The organism is Candidatus Dormiibacter sp., assembly GCF_050999135.1.
In the GTDB taxonomy this organism is placed as follows: Bacteria; Chloroflexota; Dormibacteria; order Dormibacterales; family Dormibacteraceae; genus Dormiibacter; species Dormiibacter spiritus.
In genome coordinates this window covers 1-19,348 of sequence record NZ_JBPCPN010000034.1, presented here as the reverse complement: position 1 = coordinate 19,348, position 19,348 = coordinate 1, and the positions used below count along the sequence as shown (strand labels likewise).

The window sequence follows — 19,348 nt, the reverse complement described above, 5'->3', positions numbered from 1 at the left end:
CCAGAGCATGGCGCTGCCGTTCTTTGAGGGCGATCCGACCTACCGCCAACCCGATGCGTACTGGCAGGCACTCGGCTGGATCACAGTCGGCCGGGCGGCCGACAGGATCCGAGAAAAGATCGGCGAGTGGCGTCACCCGATCCTGATCAAGGGTGAGGTTAGCGGCCTCAACCAGTCGAATGGCCACTACTTCTTCACGCTGAAGGACGAGCTGGCCCAGCTGTCAGTGTTCCTGTCCGCCGCTGTTGCACCCGCGCTCAACGCCCTGCCCAAGAACGGCGAGACCTGCCTGGTCGGCGGACGGCTGCAGTTCTCGCCCAGATTCGGCAAGCTGCAGTTCGTCGCGGCCTGGGTGCAGTACGACGACATCGGCCGGATGCACGCGGAGCTTGACGCCCTGAAGCGGAAGCTGGAAGCGCAGGGCGCCTTTCGCCTCGAACGCAAGCGGCCGCTCCCGTTTCTGCCGCGGGCTGTGGCCTTGGTGACCTCGTCCGGCGGGGCTGTGATCCATGACCTCCAGGTCACCATCGAGAAGCGCTTTCCGGAGATGACGATCCTTGTCTATCCCGCGCAGGTGCAGGGCGGTCAGGCGGCTGGCAGCGTGGCCGCAGCGCTGGATCGCTGCAACCAGGAGGCACGGGCCGAGGTCGTGGTGGTCGCCAGGGGCGGCGGCAGCTTTGAGGACCTCTATCCGTTCAACACCCTGCCCATCGTGCAGGCAATCCTGCGCTCTCGGCTACCGGTGGTAACCGCGCTCGGGCACACCTCGGACCGGACGCTGGCCGATCTGGTGGCTGATGTTGAGTGCCAGACGCCCACCGCGGCGGCAAATCGCGTGGTGCCCGATAAGGCCAGGCTCTCAGCCGACCTCGAACGAAGCCGGCTGCGCCTGGAGCGATATCTGGACGCGCTTTTCGAGGCGCGGGTGCGGGAGGTGAGCCAGGGCAGTGATCGCCTCGAGCGCTTGGCGGCGGCTGCGCTGCAGCCACGCCTCCAGCGCCTCGAGAGCTGCCGCCGGCAGCTGACTGCGGTCAGCCCCGCGCGGCAGCTTGAGCTCCGAGACCGGCACCTCAGAGATCAACTGACGCGCCTCGAGCGGATGGCCCAGGCGACGCTGAGCGGCAGCCTCCAGGCCCTTGCCGCGCGCGGCGGCATCGCTCGCGTGGTTCGTTTCCTAGGGGTCCGCTTGCTGCGGGCGGAGACCGAACTGGCCCGACGCCAGGAGCGCTTGGCGGCAGCAGCGCCGCGACAGCTGGCGGTCCGGGCTACCACCACGGCTGACCGACGACAACGGCTGCAGGCCGCCTGCCGTCAGACAGTCGACGCCAGGGCCGCGGCGGTGGCGACCCGCCGCGGCCAGGAGCGGGTCGACCGGAGCATCGCCGACCGGCTGGCACGCTCGGCCCAGGCGCTGGAGCAGCAGCGGCGCCGGTTGGAGGCTCTGAGTCCCGAAGCTGTGCTGAGCCGCGGCTACAGCATCACCACTGACGCCTCAGGCCGCGTACTTGTTTCGGCCCGACAAACGGCGTCCGGTGCCCCCATTTCGGTCAGGCTGGCGGCGGGTTCCCTGGCCGCCCGAGTGGATGAGGTTAAGCCGTGACGAGCCCAGAGGAACTGCCTTACGAGAGGGCGCTGGCGCTCTTCGATGAGAAGCTCCAGGCGCTCGAGAATGGGAACCTTTCTCTGGAGGACGCCCTGACGGCCGTGGACGAGGCGCGTGTCTACCTCCGAGTGTGCGAACAGCGGCTGAGCGAGGCGAAGAGCCGGATCGAGCTGCGCCCGGTCCCCCCGGCAGAGGACGCCAAAGACGAGACCGCGTTCTGATCCTAGAAGGTCGGTTGGACCCCTTGACCAGTTAGTGCAGTTGGAGGTTTGGGATGCAAGACAAGCTGCGCCTAGAGGGGTTGACACTAACCGTCGCCAGCGTCGCGAAGTCGGTCGAGTTCTACGGCGGAACCCTGGGGCTCGAAGTGGCCTACCACCCGGGGCCGGCATTCGCCCTGATCAAGGTTGGCGGAGAGCTCGGTGGGACCATCGGGCTGCTTTCAGTCGAGCAGGCGCGCAAGAAAGGCGCCAAGAAGATGACTTCGAACCAGACGAAGGCGATCCACATCGAGTTCACTACCGATGACCTCGACGCCCTCTACGAGGAACTGACCGCCAGGGGCATGACGTTTGACGAGCCGCCGCACGACGAACCCTGGGAGCGCGTGATGAGGGGATTCGACCCCGACGGATATTCGGTCGAGATCGCCCAGGGGCGGCGAGGTCAAGACGGCGACATCTGGACCAAGGCCAGGTGAGGTTTCTTTAGATCCTCGCGGTCACCCCGACCAGCACTCTCGGCTAGCAGGCTAGAGCCCGGCAGGCAGGTCATCCGCCGGCGGCCGCCCTTCCGGCCATGCTTCGTCGGCCGGCTCCACGGCGGGCCCGTGCGGAGCCTGCTCCGAGACATTCCGGGGCACCGGCGAACCGCCGGTCTGGGCGCGGTCGGGCGCCTTGTACCGCCCACCAGTCCGTCTCCCAGCCGGTCTGAGGGGTGCGGTCGGCACCTGTGCTCGACCCGCCTCGCCTCTCGATGCGACCGGTGGCACTGCAGCCACGGGCGAAGAATCTGATCGCCCCTGGGGCAGGCCGGCGGCCACTGCCTGGACTGCTGACGGTGGTGACTCCGCTTGAGCTCCTGACGGTGGCGAGTCCGGTGCGGCGAGCACCGTCGGCCCGGCGAGCACCGTCGGCCCGGCAATCGCCGCCGGCGGCTGCGGCTGGGGCTGGGGAGCGCGCTCCTGTGAACTCCGCCCTTCAGCCTGCCGCCGCTGGGCCGCTTGGACTTGGCCGTTCAGCTCCAAGCGAACTACCTCATACAGCCAGCGAGCCCAGTTTGCCAGCCACACGACCCCATTGGGAAAGGCCGAGAGGTTGGCTGCGTAGTGCTTGTGGTGGAAGGTCCAGAGTGACCGGTGCCGGGCCCAGAGCTCGCTCCTCACTTCAGTCTTGGGCAGATTCAACGGCGTTCGGATCGCGTGCGCTTGAGGCACAAAGTAGATCTTCCAGCCGCCAGCCCTGAGTCTGTAGCAGAGGTCCAGGTCCGCTCCCTCCTGGCCGTAGTCGGAGTCGAGGAAGCCCACCCGGTCGACCGCCGCCCGGCGCACGAGCAGGCAGGCGGAGCTGCCCGCGTCTATCTCATGAGCCTCGCCGCCACCGCCCGGCCGGCCGCCCCCGAAGCGGCTGTTGGGGAAGACGCGGTTTAGGCCCGTGGCGGCGCCGACGTTGCGCGCCGGAGTCGGAAAAGCCCGTCGAGCCTCCAGGTCGAGCTCGCCCTGCTCATCGACCAGAAGCGGGCAAGTTGCCCCCATGTCAGGTCGGGTGAGCAGGAAGTCGGCCAACTTGCCGACGCAGCCCGGCCCGACTGTGACGCTCGGCTGGAGTAGGAGCACGAAGCGACCCTCCGCCAGAGCCAGGCCCGCGTTGCCGGCCACGCCGAAGCTGCTGTCGGCCGGTCGGCGGACGATCTTGACGATCGGAAACCTTTCCCGAACGGCCTCAACTGTCCCGTCACTGGACGACCTGTCGACCAGAATTGCCTCCAGCGGGATGTCGGCAGTGTCCTTCAACGCCTGCAGGCAGGCCACCGTCCGCGCTCGCTGATTCTGGGCGACGACGATGGCTGAAACAAGCGGCTTACCCGCGGACATGCCCGCCAAGGATAACCAGGGGCCGTCGGGTTAGCCCTCGGCGGCGTGGGTAAACTCTTGACTCCGCGTGAGCCTCCCCACCGAGTCAATCACGCGCCGGTCTCCCATACCGCGGCTGGACCGCCTGCGCCACAGCCGGCTCGTCCGCCAGAATCTGATCCTGTTTCTCGGCGGGTTCAGCGCCGGAATAGGTGGTTTCGTCTACCACGCGATAGCCACGCGGTATCTGGGTCCGCGCACGTACGGCGAGGTCGCCGCCATCGTGGCGGTCTTCACTGTCGGCACGACCGCCTACCAGATCCTGACCGTCGTCCTGGCCCGCTATGCCGCGCACCTTCAGGCTGAGGGCCGCCCCGGCAGTCTCCCCTACATCGCCCGACGCGCAGCACTGGTCCTGGCTCCGCCATCACTGCTCTTTCTGGTCGGCGCTGCGCTGCTCGCTGGACCAGCCGCTCGCTTTCTCAATCTCGATTCGCCCCTGCCGCTGCTCTGGACCGCCCTGGCCATGGTGGCCTATTCCTACCTCGCCATTCCCCGCGGCCTGCTCCAGGGCAGTCAGCACTTCACGGGCTTCTCGGCCAACCTGGCCAGCGAGCTCGCCGTCAGAACGGGCGGCCTGACGCTGTTGCTTGTGCTCGGCCTCCGCGTCAACGGGGCGGCGTTGGCCCTGGTCGCGGGGGCCGCCTGGGGCATCCTGCTTGGTCTGTACTCGCTGCGCAATGTGCTGCGGCTGGCGCCGGAGCAAGCCCAGCTGCGGACCATGGTCCACTTCGCCCTCACAGCAGCTGCCGGTACCGCAGGCATCCTGCTTCTCTACAACGTGGACGTGGTCCTCTCAGCCCACTTCCTGAACAAGCACTCGGCAGGGGTGTACGGCGTCCTGAACAAGCTGGGCACCATCGTCTACTTCCTCACGCTCAGCGTCAGCCAGGTGCTGTTTCCCCGGGTGGTGGAGGCGGTGGCGAGCAAGAATCACCCCGGCCGCCTGCTGTTGATGTCCGGCGGCATCATGGGTCTCTTGGGGGTGTGCGCCATCGGAGGGTTCTGGCTCTTCGGCTGGCTCGTGCTGGCACTGTTTGGCCCGGGCCTCCAGGAGGGCCTTCCCTACCTCGTCCTAGTGGGCCTGATTGGTCTCGGGCTGAGCCTCGACAACCTGCTGATCCAGTTCTTCATGGCCGTCCACGATCGGGTCTTCATCCCGATTCTGGCCGCCGCCTGTGCGCTGGAGGCCGCGCTGATCACACTCTTTCACGCTGGCATCGGTCAGGTGGTGGGGGACGTATTGACAGCCGTCCTGCTCCTACTGGGCGCGCTCGCGCTGCGCTGGCTGCTCCTTCTGCCTGGGTTGCGGCCAGAGATGGTCACGGCGGAGGACGACTGAGGCGCTGGTCACCGCGGAGGGCGACTGAGGCCGTGGCGAAAAACCCCGCCACCCTCGCGGGCGACGGGGTTTAGATGCTCGGCAACGACCTACTCTCCCACCGCGTTACCGCGGCAGTACCATCGGCGCAGGAGGGCTTAACTGCCGTGTTCGGAATGGGAACGGGTGTTTCCCCTCCGCCGTAGCCACCGAACTACTCGATTATAGGCTCTCGGTCCCGCGCTCAGAGGGCTTGCTAGCGGGAGCGGCGGCGGCGGGCGCGGAGGCTCTTGATCTTGCGGGCCTCGGCGGGCGGCACGTAATGCGCCCGACGGCGCATCTCACGCACCAGGCCTTGTTCCTGGACCTTCCGGCGGAACTCGCGCAGCGCCTGCTCGAACTCCTCTGGATCCTTGACGACTACCTTCAACGACTAATCACATCCTTTCGCTCTTGATTGGGCCCGTCGCACGCCTGAGCGGCTGCCTGGGCACGTCCTGCAGGATACTGCACGCTCCCGCCCGAAGCAAGCCGCCGGGGCCAGGCGCTAACCTCTTTCAGGCATGCCTCGATTGCTCGACCGCGCGATGGCCAGCACGGTGCCGCTGCTGCCTCGCGGGATTGTGCGGCGGGTCTCCGAACGGTATATCGCCGGCGAGACTCTGGCGGACGCCCTTGCCACAGTCCGCCGGCTCAGCGCCGGAGGCTGCCTGGGGACAGTGGATCTGCTCGGCGAGCACGTTACCAGCCGGGAACAGCCACTTGCCACCAAGGCAGCCTACAGGGAGGCGATCCAGCGCCTCGCGGAGGAGAAACTGCCGGCCGGTGTTTCCGTCAAGCCCACGGCGTTCGGGCTAGCCGTGGACCGCGAGGTCTGCCTCCAGAACCTGCGCGAAGTGGCAGCCGCGGCCGCCGAGCACGGCCGCTTCATGCGAGTCGACATGGAGGAGTCCCACTTCACGTCCAGCACGCTGGAGCTCGTCCACGAGCTGCACGACGAGCATGCCAACGTCGGCGCCGTCATCCAGGCCCGGCTGCGCCGAAGCCCTGATGACATCGAGCGACTGCTGCGGGAGCGAATCTCGGTCCGCCTCTGCAAGGGCATCTATCAGGAGCCACCTGCCGTAGCCCTCCAGGACTTCGATCAGATCCGCATCGCCTACTTGCGGCTGCTCGATCGCCTGCTGCAGGCGGCCTGTTATGTCGGCATCGCCACCCATGACCGCTGGCTGGCGGAGCGCTCGCTCGAGATCGTCAGACATCACGGGCGGGGCAGGGACCAGTACGAGTTTCAGATGCTGATGGGGGTGGCTGAGCCGCTCCGCCGGCGGCTGGTTGCCGCCGGGCATCGCGTGCGCATCTACGTGCCCTACGGCGGCGACTGGTACGCCTACTCCCTGCGCCGGCTGCAGGAGAATCCCCAGATTGCCACCTCAATCGCGCTCAGCCTGATCGGACGCGCGACCGACACGAGCCGCTGATGCGGCTACTACTGATTCAGAAACCTTGCGATAGGCACGGACGCTGCTTTCAGTCCAGAACCTCTGAAAGATTCCGCGGCCAGGGCAGATCACGGCTACGCCAATTCTTCCCTCGCAGCATGTCGTGCTGGTTTCTAGCTCCGCGGCTTTCCCCGGCCAATGCATTAGCCGGCCGCTGGGCCGGCGGGAGAAGTGGCCAAAGCGCTCGTGAATGAAAATCGTCGGCAGGTCGTTCGCGCAATGTCTTAGGACATCCGCCCAGTCTCTATGACATCCGCGCATGACAGGTGTGCTATCCTCCCGGATGGGGGGAAGGGCGCCGACGTCCGCTTCTCATTGAGGGTACTGCCAGTGCGATCGAGTCTTAGTCGGCGCCGTCTTCCTTTGTTCGGCCTATCGGCAGTTGTTGGGCTCTTGGCGGCGTCGTTTGCTGCTATCCCGGCTCAAGCCGCGGTCACCTCCTATTCGGGCAACGCGTACGCGGTCGGCCTGACCGGAGTCAGCCTCGTAGGCGGCACTGTCGCCGTCACTGATCAGCTGATTAGCTACACGGGTGCGCTACCGCCTGCGGGCGGCACGTTGAATGGGGGGGTTGGCATAGTAACCCTGCCCGCGGGCCTCGGTACTGTCAACGTAGTTCTTGAGCAGACGAATGGAGGCGGCACTACGGCTACGTCCACGTCGCAGGTCGCCGCCGTCACGCTCCTCCCAGGAGGAGCATTCCCGACCGGCCTGCTTGCTGCCACCGTTCTGAACGCTAATTCCGGCGTTGTCAACTGCGGTGTGCCGACGCTGGCTTCCAGCGTAGCCACGCTCCGCATCGGGACAGTGACAGTGACCATCCCGACTAACCCCGCCCCCAACACAGTGATTCCTGTTCTGGGTGTCGGTGGCGCGCTGATCGCCACCGTGACCTTGAACGCCCAGGGAGGATCCGGCACTCCCCCCACCGACAGTGCCGGAACTGTCAGCGCTCTCGTAGTCGACTTCCCCGTCACCGGCCTGCTGAACGCTGTTATCAGAGGGACGATCACCATCTCTCAGGCCCACAGCGATGAGGCCTGCACGGCGGCTCCCCCGCCAACTCCTACGCCCACTCCTGCGCCCACTCCTGCGCCCACTCCTGCGCCCACTCCTGCGCCCACTCCTGCGCCCACTCCCGCACCCACAGCAACCCCGACCGCACCCCCGAGTCTCCCGGTCACTGGAGCCGGCCCCGGTCAGCCTCCGGTCAATGGCGGTGGCACCGCATTGCTGGCTGTCGCCGTTCTGCTGCTCGTGTCCGCCACCAGCACTGGTTTTCTGGTCTGGCGCCGCAGGTCGTCGCATCTGATCGACTGATCAGCCCAATCGCCATGACCGCTGGGCCCAGCAGGCTTGTGCCTGCTGGGCTCGGTTCGTCTCCGGTGGCCTCTTTTGCGGTCGCTCGCGACCTCTTTCTTCAACAGCGGACTGCTGCTTGGTGCGCAACCAGTTGGGGCTGATGCGACGAGCGGCATCTTCTCCGCGTCACGGCAGGCCCTGGCCGACCCACAATGGCTCTAAGCTCCCGGAGGGTATCGCTACGTCTCGCAGGGGGCCGCCTAGTTGACTGACGGACCGGTAGGCGTGGACCAGCGGCCGATCAGGCCGCCCGCCGGCCCTCGTTGAGCAGGACCTGGAGCTGAAGAACTGACCCAGAGTCTTCCTGTCCGGCGGAGTCAGTTGGCACTACGCGAAAAGCGTGAGAAATCGACGCCACTGGTAGACGATGGCAGCGACGACCAGCACCAGCGCGACGCCGGTCCCCACCGCTATGAACAAAGAGTTGGGTTGCAGGGTGGCGTTTAGAAGCAATGTCACGCCCACGCCGGCGACCATGCTGTTCAGCGCGGCGATCATCGTCCCGGTCGTGAACAGGACTCCGACCCAGGACCGATTGGTCGCCATGGCGTCCATAACGGCTTCCGTGTCATCGGCTCGGGAACCAACGTCGAAGTAGCGACCAGCTTCTGGTGTCAGGCTCGAATAGAACCGACGGATGCGGACGATCGAGCGCAAGGCAATCACGTTCTCGACTGCGGTGTCACAGACGCGAACGAACGTAAAGAGCCCAAGCACGAAGACTGCGGGCAGAACGGCGGCAGCGAATATGGTGAATGCCTCCGCCCGCTGAGCAGTGAACCCGAGCGCCACGAGCGCGCTCGAGAGGGAGAAGAGGTAGAGGGACGCACGGCTGCTGCTCTCGCTGATGGTGGCGCTGGCGGCGGAGCGTAGGTCGAAATGCTGTGTCACGAGCGCGCTCATGAACGCCTGCTCCCGGCCCTGTTGGTCCATGTTGACCTCCCATCTAGAGCGCGTGGCACGCACGAATGCCGCCCAGCGCTAGTCCTGACGGCTCGCAATTGGAGAGGCGACCCTGCATTCACTGACGCTGCCGCGTTGTGCCGCTGCCTCAGCGGTCAGTCGCTAACTCCTTGGCCGCCGATCGACGGAAGCCTACAGGCCTCCTGGCAAGTGGTCTGCGGAGGTTGAAGCCGACTGCGGCTCGCTCGCAGTGGCGGCTGGATTCGCCGGCGCTGACCCGGCAGTTCGTCGCCTGCGAGTCACTGTGCCGCCAGCTGCCGCAACCGGCGTGCGCCGGCGCGCCGTGCGGGGTGTCGCGGTTTTAGCCGGCGCAGTTCGTCGTGTGCGTCCGGCGGCAGCCGTCGAGGCTCCATCGGCGGACTGGCGGTTGGGGGCTGCCACCGTTCGGCGGGGGGTGCCTCGCCTGGGCGTCGAGCCGGCGGATCCGGCCGTCGCCGCCCCAGCGCTCTTGGTTGCCTCAGCCGCCAGCGTGCTGGCCTGCTCAGCTGTAGCGATGGCGGCTGCTTTGAGCTGGTCGATCTGAGCACTGAGCTCGTCGACCCGTTTGCGCTGCTTCGCGAGCTTGTCTACCTCCTTCCTCAGTTGAGCGATTACCTTGGCCTGGTTCCCACTGGTCGATTTCTTAGCCGACTTCCTTCGATTCTGCTTAGCCATCGGTACTCCTATTCTTGCTTGGGCCATCCCACATGTGGCTGCGAGTCGCCAAACACACGACGGTCGGATCAGCCTTGTCGATGCAGGCGCAATTCTAGACCGTCCAGCAGCTCTGAGGCATCTACTCGTCGTGTAGGCCCTGCAGGTCCCGGAAGCGCTCCGAAAGAACCTGGCCTGCGAGCTCGGGCCATATGGCATTCGCATGGTGCCACTGCAGACCGCCGGCGTGCCGGAGTCGATCCCGGAACCCTTGGCTGAGCGAGCGGTGATTGCGGAGGCGATCCAGCGCGGACGATGCTGAACCGCGCAGCGACCCTTGAGGACGTTGGGGAATGTCGGGATGTTCGCGGCCTCGAACTGGGCTCGGGCAATGACCGCGACTGCATCAACATCACCTGCGGCGCTCAGGTCGACTGAGGTTGCCGGTCGTGGCGAGCCGGCGCGTGCGCCAGCGTACGCAGACGGTGGCCCCGGCGAACTACGGCTTAGCGCAGCGGCAGCTTGACGGCCGGCCATCCGGTCGCCAGAATATGAGTTGTTGCAGGGAGGGCCGCTTCCGCGGCGCAGTCGAGGGGTGGGCTATGCCGGCGGTGTCACCAATCAGGGTCGGATCCGCCAGTCGCCTACGAGTCCTGCGAGCGAAGCATTGCCGGCCGGGTGGCAGGACGAGGAGGAATGCATGACTGAAGTTCCAACGCTTGGTGTGGTCCGCTCGTTCAAAGTCGTCGGCGCCTTAGCCAAACCAAAATGGGCTGGACGCGCCCTTGGTTTGTTGGCCGCATTGTCCACCGTTGGGTTGGTGTCGGTCGTCCCCGCGTTTGCGGCTGCCGATCAACTGGTCCAGATCAGTAGTGATCCGTACACGAACCCCCAGGCTCAACACCGGACGCAGGTTGAACCGGATACCTTCGCCTTCGGTAAGACCGTCGTCTCAACCTTTCAGGTCGGCCGGGTCTTCAACGGGGGTGCTAGCAACATCGGTTGGGCCACCTCCCTCAACGCCGGACTGACCTGGCAGCACGGCTTCTTGCCGGGTACCACTGCCAATTCAACGCCAAGGGGTAAGTACTTCTCCGTGAGCGACGCTTCAGTCGCCTATGACTCCCGGGATGACGTCTGGATAATCTCGTATCTCGGTCTGTTGGGCCCCGGCGGCGGCCCAGGTGTCGATCTCCTGGTCAGCCGCTCCACCGACGGCGGCCTCACCTGGAGCAACCCTGTGCCCGTGGACGTGCGTGGGACCACCGCGCAGCAGTTCCTGGACAAGAATTGGTCTGTTTGCGACAACACTCCAACCAGTCAGTTCTTCGGCAACTGCTACACCGAATACGACAACAACTCCGTCCTCGACCTGGAGCAGATGAGCACTTCCACCGATGGGGGGCTGACTTGGGGCGCACCCAAGACCCCGGTGGATCAGCCCAGCGGCATCGGCGGCCAACCGATAGTGTTGCCGAGCGGCGCGGTAGTCGTTCCCTACATCAACCTCAACGCCGGCGTGATGGCCGACTTCATCTCCACGGACGGAGGTCTCAGCTGGGGAGGTTCGACCTTCATCTCCGCAGCCGAATTTCACGTGCCGAACGGTAATATTCGCGCCGGCCTGCCGCTGCCGACTGCGGAGATCGACGGGTCGGGCAGGATCTACCTAGCGTGGTCCGACTGCCGTTTCGAGGGCCAGTGTTCCTCGAGCGACATCATCTTCAGCACCTCGGACAACGGCCTGGTCTGGTCACCCGTCCACAGAGTCCCCACGAACCGCGTCGGCAGCGGTGCCGACTACTTCATACCGGGGCTCGCTGTAGACCGCAGCTCGCCCAGCGCCCACGCCCGCCTGGCGCTGACTTACTACTTCTACCCCCAGGCCAATTGTTCTGAGGCGACCTGCCAGCTCGAGGTCGGCTTCATCACCTCCACCAACGGAGGCGACAGTTGGAGTGCGCCAGAGACTTTGGCTGGCCCGATGAAGCTGAGCTGGCTGCCCCTGACCACTCAGGGTCGCATGGTCGGGGACTACATCTCGACCTCGATCGCACCTGCTGCCCGCACCGCAACCCCTGTATTCGCAAGAGCTGTGGCGGGTACCGGACCGCAGAACTTCCATGAGGCGATGTTCACAGTCCCCGAGGACGTCGCAGCAGTGCGCGGTGGGTCGCTCTCATCCGCAGCTCCGCAGATCGCGCACACGTCGACCGCGCACCCTCGGACCCTGCACACTTCGGCTACAGCCAGGTAAACCGGGTTCTGACTCGGGATGGGCTCCGCCACAGGGGCGGGGCCCATCCACCGTCCGCAGGCGTAGCATTTGGGGGAAGGGCAAGCGGATCCGATCATGTGCGATAGCCCGCCGGCTAACTTGCAATCAGTGACCGCTTCGGTGCGGCGGCTGCGGGCGTTGGCTGCCTGGTTGATGGTTCTTGCGGCGGTCACCGCCACATCCTGTGGTTCGCCCAGCCGGATGACTGGTTCGCAGAACTCAGCGCCTTCGAGCCAGCCCTACGTGCCTCCGGGCGCTCCCACCCCCGACCCGAATGGGCCCCCGTTCCTGACAGTCGTCCTCAGGCCGGGTGAGGATCCAACTGCAGTGGGCCATCGGATTGCAGGAGCGGCCGCAAGTGTGAGCCAGGCGCCGCAGACACCCCAGGAGAACCTGCCCGCGGCGATTCGTCGTCGGACCTACCGCATCGGTTTACTCAAGGGTCAGGGAGTCGAGGCATTGAGGAGGGCCCAGACCGATCCCGGAGTGATGCGTGCGTACCTGGGAGAATATCCCGGCCAGTACCCAGAGCAATAGCCCCACCTCCAGGCCAGGGGCGAGCACCTCTGTGATGGAAGACATGGGGTACCGCTACTGATCCTTGCGGTTTGTCTAGGGCGATTTCTGGATCTACCGGTAGCGACCGTGCGACTGGTGCGCTTAGACCCGCAGCCCCCGCCGGTCTCAGACCACCTGCCGAGCCGGTGACACCTGAAGGGATAGGTAGAGAGCGAACAGGTAGGCCACGACGGCGACCGCGAAGCCTGCCGCCATCAACATCGAGCTGAAGTTCTCGTTGTAATTGAGGAAGCTGCCCCCGTTGAAGCCCGCGCCGAGCGTGCCGATGAAGCCGAAAACTGTCGCCGTCACCAGGCTCCCCCGCCTCATGAGGATGCCCTGGATCAGCAAGTAGACGGAGCCCACAACCAGCACCAGCCCGAAGCCGGCGTGGAGTTGGAGCAGCAGCGGCCCCTGCAGCACTGCCCAGGTGACGCTGGCCACCACGCCGCCGAAGTACTCCGGCGGCTTAGCGCCGGGGTGGCTGGTAGGGATCGTCACGAATAGGTTGACGGCCATGCCCAGCAGGAACTGCATCACCAGTGCCAGGAGGGCAAACAGGCTGGCAGAGGCCAGCGCCCTGGCTCGTAGGTCCATCCCCCTCATTTTGCCGACCCGCCTGTCCACGGAGTCACAGCCCCGAGCTGCCCTGCGGGCACTTTCCTTGGGTGGCGGGTCGTGGTGATCGCTGACACCCGCCGTCTGCCGGGTCGACGCTCGCGCGCTGGCGCGAGTCTGGCCAATGTAGATCCAGCTAGCCCTGGCCACCCAGACGGCCGCCCGACCGCTCGGCCAGCTGTCTAAACGCTTCGGGCACCCGTCCGCCCTCGGAGAACATGACAGTCGCGTAGCCCACCGCATCCCGCCCGAACCGGTCTCGGATCGCGTCCACCGCTCGGTCGACAGCCCAACGTGCCGAACCTGAGGCGGTTCCCGGCCGGCTTCGATCAACGCCCAGGCCGAGGGGCAGCTGGAGTTGGAGGATGGAATCGTCCACCAGCTGCGAGACCGACACAGCCAGGAGCGTGATCTCGTGCTCGCGCGGATGGTCGGCAAGAGCTGCCCATGCCAGTTCGGCGGACAGCTCGGTAAGGGTGAGTGAAGCGGAAATGGGGCTGGACAACGTGAGGGACCGGGTGACCGAGCGCAGCCCCGTGAAGCGCACCCTGACGGTGATGGTGCGCCCAGATCGACCCGCCGCCCTCAGCCGGCCCGCCACACGATCGGCGAGGTAGCCGAGCGTGGACCGAAGCAGACCGGACGTGGGCCGCCGGCGGCCAAGCGCAGACTGTGCTCCGACCGATGCCACCTGCCGGGTGGTTTCGATTCGGCGAGGATCTGTGTTGGTGGCCAACGATCTCAGCTTGTTCCCAACTGCCCGACCGAGCATGCGCCTCAGCACGGGATCTGAAGTAGCAGCCAGGTCGCCGATGGTGCGGATGCCCACGCTGGTCAGCCGAGCAAGCGTGACATGCCCGACGCCCCACATCAGCTCAACCGGCAGGGGACGCATGAACTCGAGCTCGCGGTCGGGCTCAACCAGGACCAGACCATCCGGCTTCGCTGTCTGCGAGGCGATCTTGGCGAGGTGTTTCGTTCGCGCCACGCCGACAGACACGGCCAACCCGATTTCACGCCGCACCCGCCTGCGGATCGCCGCGCCGATCTCCCCGGGCGAGCCGAACAGGTGCTCAGTCCCAGCAACGTCCATGAAGGCTTCGTCGATCGAGATCCGCTCGACCAGCGGCGTGAAGTCGCGGAGAACGTCGATGACCTGATCGCCGAGGCGCTGGTACTCATCGAAGTGGCCGCCGACGAAGCGCAGGTCTGGACACAGCCGCCGGGCCATCCAGCCTGGCATCCCGGCTCGAATCCCAAACGCCTTGGCCTCGTAAGAGGCGGCGAGGACCACTCCCTCACCTACCGCAACCGGTCTGCCGCTCAGCGAGGAGTCGAGCAGCTGCTCGACTGACGCATAGAAGGCGTCGAGGTCCGCGTGGAGGATCGTCGCCTCGCCAGCCCGGGCCATCGCGCGCAGTCTAGCCAAACATTTGTTCGAGCACCAGGGTTCAGCGGGCGGCGCTGGGAGGCAAACCCATCGCTCGGCGCATCCTTGAGGACGACCATGTGACCGGCCCGACCGCGAAGAGCCGCCCCCGGAGTTCGTCCTGTGGCTCGGCCCGGCCGCGCGCCCCGACCCGGACTGCCTTACCGTGGCGGCCGCGACCCAGCTTAGGTGACGGTGATGGTTCCCTGCATCCCCTGTTGCCGGTGCGAATCAACCGCGCACCACATATCGTAACTGCCCGCCTGGAGCGTGACGGTGAAACTGGTCGTGCCCCCAGCCGTCATTCGCTGAGCCGCACCGACCTCATTAGTGGTGCCCTTGGGCGCAATGTGCAGATCGTGCGGGAACTTGCCGTCGTCCATCAGGTTGAACGTGACCGTGCCGGCTTTGACGGTCACCAGCGCGGGGTCAAGCTTGAACTCGGACTCGTGGATCGTCACGACCTGCGCCGTGGGCGTTGGCGACGTGGTTGCGGACGGCGCCGAGGTGCCCGCGGTGCCTGACCCTGACGAACCGCTGCCACATGCGGCAATGACGAGGACCGCAAGGGGCAGCAGGAGAAATCGGTGCATCAGAACTCCTTGGATACGGTGGCTGCCAGCGTCTGCCTATTCATACGAGCCGGGGTTACAGGAAAGTTCATACCCCGTCCGAGGTGCGGAGCTCGGCGGTGCTAGCAGCGCTCCGCGATAAGTCCCCCTGTTTTGCTGCTGTTTCGACCTGAGTGCGCCACGTTCTCGCTCCCCCCGGGGGCGGGTGAGAGGATGAGGCCGACCGGCTGTATCGCCGAGAAGCCGAGGAAGAGCCCCACGAAGCGCTCCATCGCCCTTGTTACGCAGGATCTCGTCCACGAGGCCGGCTGGTTGGGAAGCCGTAGATGTCGTGGCTGCCGCACTCGGACCCTTGACGGCTAACAAGGCCCCACTGTCGACTGTGCAGTAATGTCTCGCATCCACTCGTCAATGTCGTGCCGTGTCGCTAACACGGCCAGACGGTCATTAGCCTTCGACGCGAAGCGCAACGTCGCGACCAGAGTCGTGCGGTCCGGGTTCTCCGGCCAGCTAACGTCTGGGTTTCGGTTCCGGTGATAATCCACGATTTCGAAACAGAATTGGAAGAGCCTCACGACACCGCCATGTTGATTGGGAAGGCCAGCCGCAAGGTGGCGACGAACGACCCTCCAGAGACAGCGCACTAAAGGCGTCTTGAGGACGACCACCTGGCTGGCTCGATCGCGCAGAGCCTCGGTCCATCCGATAAACACTCCCTCGGCGATCCAGGTGTCCTGGCCGGCGAGCCGCGCGGCCTCTCGGACGAGGGGCCCAACAGGTCGTGGGCGCAGACCGGTTCTGTATGCAATGGCGGCGACGGCATCAAGGTCAGTTGCACGGACACCGGTTGAGGCTGACAGTGAACGAGCAAGCCTAGACTTACCGCTTCCCGGACTACCCAGAATCAGCACTCGTGGCATCGCGGCCTGACAGTACGGTAGATGAGGAGTCTCGAGCTGTCAGCCGACGGCGGATCAACGCCGCTGTGAGTGCCTTAAGTGATGGCGCGCTGACAAACTGGAGATGGCCTCCCCCGTTGGTGCAACGGCAGGCCGGCACGTCGACCCGGCAGACCCAAACGCGGCTGAATCTGTGCCACGCCTCACGACGTCCGTGGGTGGTGCGGATAGCCCAGAACGCCCATCTGTCGCAGGAGGCCGAGTTGGCCGAGTTCCTCCCAGTGCTTAACGATACGACCCTGGCCAATGCGATGGAAGTGCATGCCCGTGACGGTGACCGGACGTCCGGTGGCAGCGACACCGGCGAAACTGCCAGTATGGGTGGCCGACGCACTCCAACGGGTGGTGACTCTGTCCCGCTCGGCGACCTGGTCTTCGACGGTCACCACGAGGTCCGCGAATGCACCATGGGTCGCCTCCACCGCGGCGGTGTAGACCTCAATGCCGACGACCGGACCGCCAGACACATGGCTGACGAAGGACGGGTCGAGCAGTTGCGCAAGGAGTCTCCGGTCCCGGCCGGTCAACACCTCGTTGTAGTACCGGCGTACCAAGGCCTTGTTCTCCTCCAACCCCACCCCTACATGCTGACCGACACTGCCGCAGCGGGCAGCAGCCAGTCCCGTAAGCGGATCCGCTTGCGAGAATGATCAAGCCGTCCAGGCGCCCGGCGGCACCCGCCAAATCGTCGTCGCAAGCGGATCCCCCTGTCGGACGGACCCGCGTGGCCGTGCGGGTGCGTACGTCTAATGGGTGATCGGTGCGGCGAGCACGTCGAGCACAGTTCGCGGATCGCGGCTGAGGAGTGTGCCGAGCAGCGGATCGGTTGCGGCGAAGAAGCCCTCGTTGGCGGCCTGGTACATGCTGAGCGAGAAGCGCGCCATGAACTCTTGCTGACCTGCCGCGATTTGCGTGGCAACCCAGTCCTCCGGATCGAGCACCACTCGCTTGATCGACTGTCCGGTCAGCTCGGCCGCCATTGTGGCGATCTCGTCGAAGGTGGGCGCGGCGTTCGCGGTGATCGTCGTCGGGCCGTTGTAGGCGCCGTCGGACTCGAGGATGACGGCCGCAGCCTCGGCGGCGTCCTCGCGCGCGGTCCACGACACCGCCCCGTCAGCGGGCACAGCGATTACAGCGGTCTCGCGCCACGGTCCGGCCAGCCACGTCAGGCTGTGTGCGTAGAACCCGTTGCGCAGCGAGGTCCAGGCGATGCCGGACTCGGCGAGCAGCTGCTCGGTGGCGAAGTGGTGACGCCCCGGTAAGAACGGGGTGTCGGGTGCGGCCCCCTGGTGGCTCGTGTAGAGAATCCGTCCGACGTCTGCCTTCACCGCCGCATCGATCGCGGCGCGGTGCAGCTCGACCGTGTCCCCCGTTGGGTCGTTCGAGGACACGAGCAGCAGCTGGTCGGCGCCGTCGAACGCGCCAGGCAGGGACGTGAGGTCGGCGTAGTCGCAGCGCCTCACCTCGACGCCACGCTCAGCGAAGCGGCGGGCCCTGGCTGGGTCGCGGACAGCTACGGCGACGTCGCTGGCCGGCGTGCGAGTGAGCAGGTGATCGGCGGTGGCGCTGTTCAAGGCGCCCGTTGCGCCAGTGATGATGATCATCGGTCAACCTCCTGTGTTATCGACGGAATCAATCGCACCGTATCGATGGTATACCACGGGAAGCAGTCATGCGTTATCGTTGGTAAGTGACCAGAGCGACCAGCAGGCGGGACACCCGGGCTCGGATCGTCGATGTCGCTGCACGCCTGCTGCAGGAAGAGGGACCGGTGGCGGTCACCACCCGCGGCGTCGCCGAGCGTGCGGGTGTGCAGGCACCCACGATCTACCGGCTGTTCGGCGATAAGGACGGCCTGCTCGAAGCGGTGGCTGAACACGTGATGTCCACCTACGTGTCCGCGAAGGCCGAGATCGTCGAAGCAGCCTCGGCCGCCGACGTCGACCCAGTCGAGGAGCTGCGCGATGGCTGGACCATGCAAATTGACTTCGGCCTCGCCAATCCGGCCCTATTCCGGCTGTTGAGCGATCCGGATCGCGTGAGGCACTCGCCGGCGGCCCGATCCGGCAAACAAGTTCTCCAGGCCCGCATCCGCCGGATCGCACTGACCGGCCGGCTACGCGTCAGCGAACACCACGCCGTCGACCTCATCCAGGCCGCCGGAATCGGAGCCATCCACACGCTGCTGTCGACCCCGCCCGATCAACGCGATCCCGATCTCGCCCCGAGCATCCTTCAGGCCGTACTCACCCGAATACTTGCCGACACGCCAGAACCCGCACATCAAGCACCGATCGAGGCCGCAGTCGCTTTGCGAGCCATCGCACCCCAACTCGACATGCTCAGCCACCCCGAACGCCAACTCCTGGCCGAGTGGCTCGACCGCGCAATCAAAGCTATGTCGGCAAACCTCTGACGGCGACAGGCGCGATCGGGCGCGCGACACGCCAGGTGCTCATGCCGCCTGTGCCGCAAGCGGATCGGGCTACGAGACATGGGCATTCTGCGTCGGCAGGTCAGGGTCTGGGTCCGGGAGGTACCGGATGCCGCCCGCGTACCTACGTCAGCGAGCATGAGCCCATGAAAATGAGTGGCGTTGCCTCAACCACCAGGCGTGTGCCCGGAGGTTTCGTCGCAGCCAGCGCGTTCGGGGTGATCCATGCGGGGTTCAGTCTCTACTGGGCTGCGGGTGGGACGTTGCTCGTGTCCTCGCTGGGGACAGCCCTGGTAGAGGGCTTTCGAGGACGGGAGTGGCTGCTCGCCCCAATTGGCGCGGTCAAGCTGGTCGCCGCCATGGCTCCGCTCGCGCTGGCCCGGTCGGGCTGGCCGGCCCGGCGCGTCACACGATGGACGTGCTGGCTGGGCGCCCTTCTACTCATGGGCTGGGGTGGTCTGAACACCGCGGTGGGAAACCTGGTGCTCGCCGATGTCATCCAACCCGAGTCCGGCTTCGACCGGCCCGGCATGATTGGCCACGCCTACTGTGGGATCCGCTGTTTCTCGATTGGGGTGCGGCCCTGATGATCGGTCTGCTCGCCTCACGCGGTAGAGCGACCGCAGCCCACTGACCTCGCATAAGAGCCGTCCCGCTGCGGGAACCCTCTAGCGGTACTGATCGGCCTTGGCTGTCGTCCCTGGCCGGTTCGGAGGAGTCATTCCCATAAGACCCGCCCGATGAAATGCCCGGTGAGGGTGGGCTAACCTGAACAGCTTCCGAGATAACGCGACAGGTGGACCTCATCGTGGGCACATCTTCCTAGCACCATAGATCGACTCTGCCGGCGTCTTGCCGGCGCTTCGTCGTCCGGTGTGGGCACGCTCGTAGTTGTAATAGCCGAGGTAGTCGGCCAGGTCGCGCCGGAGGGCGGTGTAGCGGGGCACCAGGGAGCGGGCGAAGGTGGGCCGCCAACACTCCTCCA

At 65.9% G+C, this 19,348-nt stretch carries 19 protein-coding genes, 1 rRNA gene and 1 pseudogene; 11 read left to right on the top strand and 10 right to left on the bottom strand.

Annotated elements, in window-relative coordinates; all coding sequences use genetic code 11:
• Positions 1-7: 7 nt before the first annotated feature.
• Genes xseA through ACR2MZ_RS08730 form a run of 3 tightly spaced genes read left to right on the top strand, consistent with a single transcriptional unit; the run spans position 8 to position 2,303 of the window.
• On the top strand, positions 8-1,600 hold the full coding sequence (gene xseA, locus ACR2MZ_RS08740; protein WP_434004668.1) for an exodeoxyribonuclease VII large subunit: 1,593 nt from the start codon (positions 8-10) through the stop codon (positions 1,598-1,600).
• Positions 1,597-1,824 carry an exodeoxyribonuclease VII small subunit gene (gene xseB / locus ACR2MZ_RS08735; protein WP_434004667.1) on the top strand — a complete coding sequence of 76 codons (228 nt, stop codon included), beginning with the start codon at positions 1,597-1,599 and terminating at the stop codon, positions 1,822-1,824. The genes xseA and xseB overlap by 4 nt, the downstream gene beginning before the upstream one ends.
• A 53-nt stretch (positions 1,825-1,877) precedes the next feature.
• Positions 1,878-2,303 carry a VOC family protein gene (locus tag ACR2MZ_RS08730; RefSeq protein ID WP_434004666.1) on the top strand — a complete coding sequence of 142 codons (426 nt, stop codon included), beginning with the start codon at positions 1,878-1,880 and terminating at the stop codon, positions 2,301-2,303.
• 51 nt (positions 2,304-2,354) lie between these two features.
• On the opposite strand, the gene ACR2MZ_RS08725 is transcribed toward ACR2MZ_RS08730, so the two are convergent.
• Entirely contained in the window at positions 2,355-3,695 is a 1,341-nt protein-coding gene (locus tag ACR2MZ_RS08725) for a glycosyltransferase family 2 protein (RefSeq protein ID WP_434004665.1), read from the bottom strand.
• 67 nt (positions 3,696-3,762) lie between these two features.
• Here ACR2MZ_RS08725 and ACR2MZ_RS08720 point away from each other — a divergent pair, with 67 nt between their 5' ends.
• Positions 3,763-5,076 carry a lipopolysaccharide biosynthesis protein gene (locus ACR2MZ_RS08720; protein ID WP_434004664.1) on the top strand — a complete coding sequence of 438 codons (1,314 nt, stop codon included), beginning with the start codon at positions 3,763-3,765 and terminating at the stop codon, positions 5,074-5,076.
• Positions 5,077-5,152: 76 nt separating this feature from the next.
• Here ACR2MZ_RS08720 and rrf read toward each other — a convergent pair.
• A 5S ribosomal RNA gene (rrf, locus tag ACR2MZ_RS08715) occupies positions 5,153-5,269 on the bottom strand.
• A 42-nt stretch (positions 5,270-5,311) separates the two neighbouring features.
• The gene (rpsU, locus tag ACR2MZ_RS08710; protein WP_338180933.1) at positions 5,312-5,485 is read right to left on the bottom strand and encodes a 30S ribosomal protein S21; all 174 of its coding nucleotides are present in this window, start codon (positions 5,483-5,485) and stop codon (positions 5,312-5,314) included.
• 133 nt (positions 5,486-5,618) lie between these two features.
• Here rpsU and ACR2MZ_RS08705 point away from each other — a divergent pair, with 133 nt between their 5' ends.
• Together ACR2MZ_RS08705 and ACR2MZ_RS08700 are read left to right on the top strand one after the other, a co-directional pair.
• The gene (locus ACR2MZ_RS08705) at positions 5,619-6,536 is read left to right on the top strand and encodes a proline dehydrogenase family protein (protein WP_434004663.1); all 918 of its coding nucleotides are present in this window, start codon (positions 5,619-5,621) and stop codon (positions 6,534-6,536) included.
• 414 nt (positions 6,537-6,950) lie between these two features.
• Complete coding sequence (locus ACR2MZ_RS08700) at positions 6,951-7,877, top strand: choice-of-anchor P family protein (protein ID WP_434004662.1); 927 nt, start codon at positions 6,951-6,953, stop codon at positions 7,875-7,877.
• A gap of 369 nt (positions 7,878-8,246) precedes the next feature.
• Here ACR2MZ_RS08700 and ACR2MZ_RS08695 read toward each other — a convergent pair whose 3' ends face one another.
• Positions 8,247-8,852, bottom strand: coding sequence for a hypothetical protein (locus ACR2MZ_RS08695; RefSeq protein WP_434004661.1), 606 nt, complete (start codon positions 8,850-8,852; stop codon positions 8,247-8,249).
• A gap of 220 nt (positions 8,853-9,072) precedes the next feature.
• On the opposite strand from ACR2MZ_RS08695, the gene ACR2MZ_RS08690 reads away from it, so the two are divergent.
• The 3 genes from ACR2MZ_RS08690 to ACR2MZ_RS08680 all read left to right on the top strand — a co-directional run bounded on the left by ACR2MZ_RS08690 (position 9,073) and on the right by ACR2MZ_RS08680 (position 12,330).
• Positions 9,073-9,405, top strand: a complete 333-nt coding sequence (locus tag ACR2MZ_RS08690; RefSeq protein WP_434004660.1) for a hypothetical protein — start codon at positions 9,073-9,075, stop codon at positions 9,403-9,405.
• Between the two features lie 810 nt (positions 9,406-10,215).
• Positions 10,216-11,772, top strand: coding sequence for a sialidase family protein (locus ACR2MZ_RS08685; RefSeq protein WP_434004659.1), 1,557 nt, complete (start codon positions 10,216-10,218; stop codon positions 11,770-11,772).
• 129 nt (positions 11,773-11,901) lie between these two features.
• Entirely contained in the window at positions 11,902-12,330 is a 429-nt protein-coding gene (locus tag ACR2MZ_RS08680; RefSeq protein WP_434004658.1) for a hypothetical protein, read from the top strand.
• 147 nt (positions 12,331-12,477) lie between these two features.
• Here ACR2MZ_RS08680 and ACR2MZ_RS08675 read toward each other — a convergent pair whose 3' ends face one another.
• From ACR2MZ_RS08675 to ACR2MZ_RS08655, 5 genes are all read right to left on the bottom strand, one after another.
• A complete protein-coding gene (locus tag ACR2MZ_RS08675) occupies positions 12,478-12,948 on the bottom strand; it encodes a hypothetical protein (protein ID WP_434004657.1) in 471 nt (156 codons plus the stop codon).
• Between the two features lie 157 nt (positions 12,949-13,105).
• Positions 13,106-14,380 (bottom strand): DNA polymerase IV, encoded by a 1,275-nt coding sequence (dinB, locus tag ACR2MZ_RS08670; RefSeq protein ID WP_434004656.1) that lies wholly within the window; start codon positions 14,378-14,380, stop codon positions 13,106-13,108.
• 203 nt (positions 14,381-14,583) lie between these two features.
• Positions 14,584-14,991 carry a cupredoxin domain-containing protein gene (locus ACR2MZ_RS08665; RefSeq protein ID WP_434004655.1) on the bottom strand — a complete coding sequence of 136 codons (408 nt, stop codon included), beginning with the start codon at positions 14,989-14,991 and terminating at the stop codon, positions 14,584-14,586.
• Positions 14,992-16,072: 1,081 nt separating this feature from the next.
• Positions 16,073-16,501, bottom strand: coding sequence for an ester cyclase (locus tag ACR2MZ_RS08660; RefSeq protein ID WP_434004654.1), 429 nt, complete (start codon positions 16,499-16,501; stop codon positions 16,073-16,075).
• A gap of 174 nt (positions 16,502-16,675) precedes the next feature.
• Positions 16,676-17,533, bottom strand: coding sequence for an NmrA family NAD(P)-binding protein (locus ACR2MZ_RS08655; protein WP_434004653.1), 858 nt, complete (start codon positions 17,531-17,533; stop codon positions 16,676-16,678).
• A gap of 86 nt (positions 17,534-17,619) precedes the next feature.
• On the opposite strand from ACR2MZ_RS08655, the gene ACR2MZ_RS08650 reads away from it, so the two are divergent.
• Together ACR2MZ_RS08650 and ACR2MZ_RS08645 are read left to right on the top strand one after the other, a co-directional pair.
• Positions 17,620-18,345 carry a TetR/AcrR family transcriptional regulator gene (locus ACR2MZ_RS08650; RefSeq protein WP_434004652.1) on the top strand — a complete coding sequence of 242 codons (726 nt, stop codon included), beginning with the start codon at positions 17,620-17,622 and terminating at the stop codon, positions 18,343-18,345.
• Between the two features lie 164 nt (positions 18,346-18,509).
• Positions 18,510-18,950 carry a DUF3995 domain-containing protein gene (locus ACR2MZ_RS08645; RefSeq protein WP_434004651.1) on the top strand — a complete coding sequence of 147 codons (441 nt, stop codon included), beginning with the start codon at positions 18,510-18,512 and terminating at the stop codon, positions 18,948-18,950.
• A 216-nt stretch (positions 18,951-19,166) separates the two neighbouring features.
• Here ACR2MZ_RS08645 and ACR2MZ_RS08640 read toward each other — a convergent pair.
• Positions 19,167-19,348, bottom strand: a pseudogene (locus tag ACR2MZ_RS08640) (hypothetical protein); the annotation flags it as partial.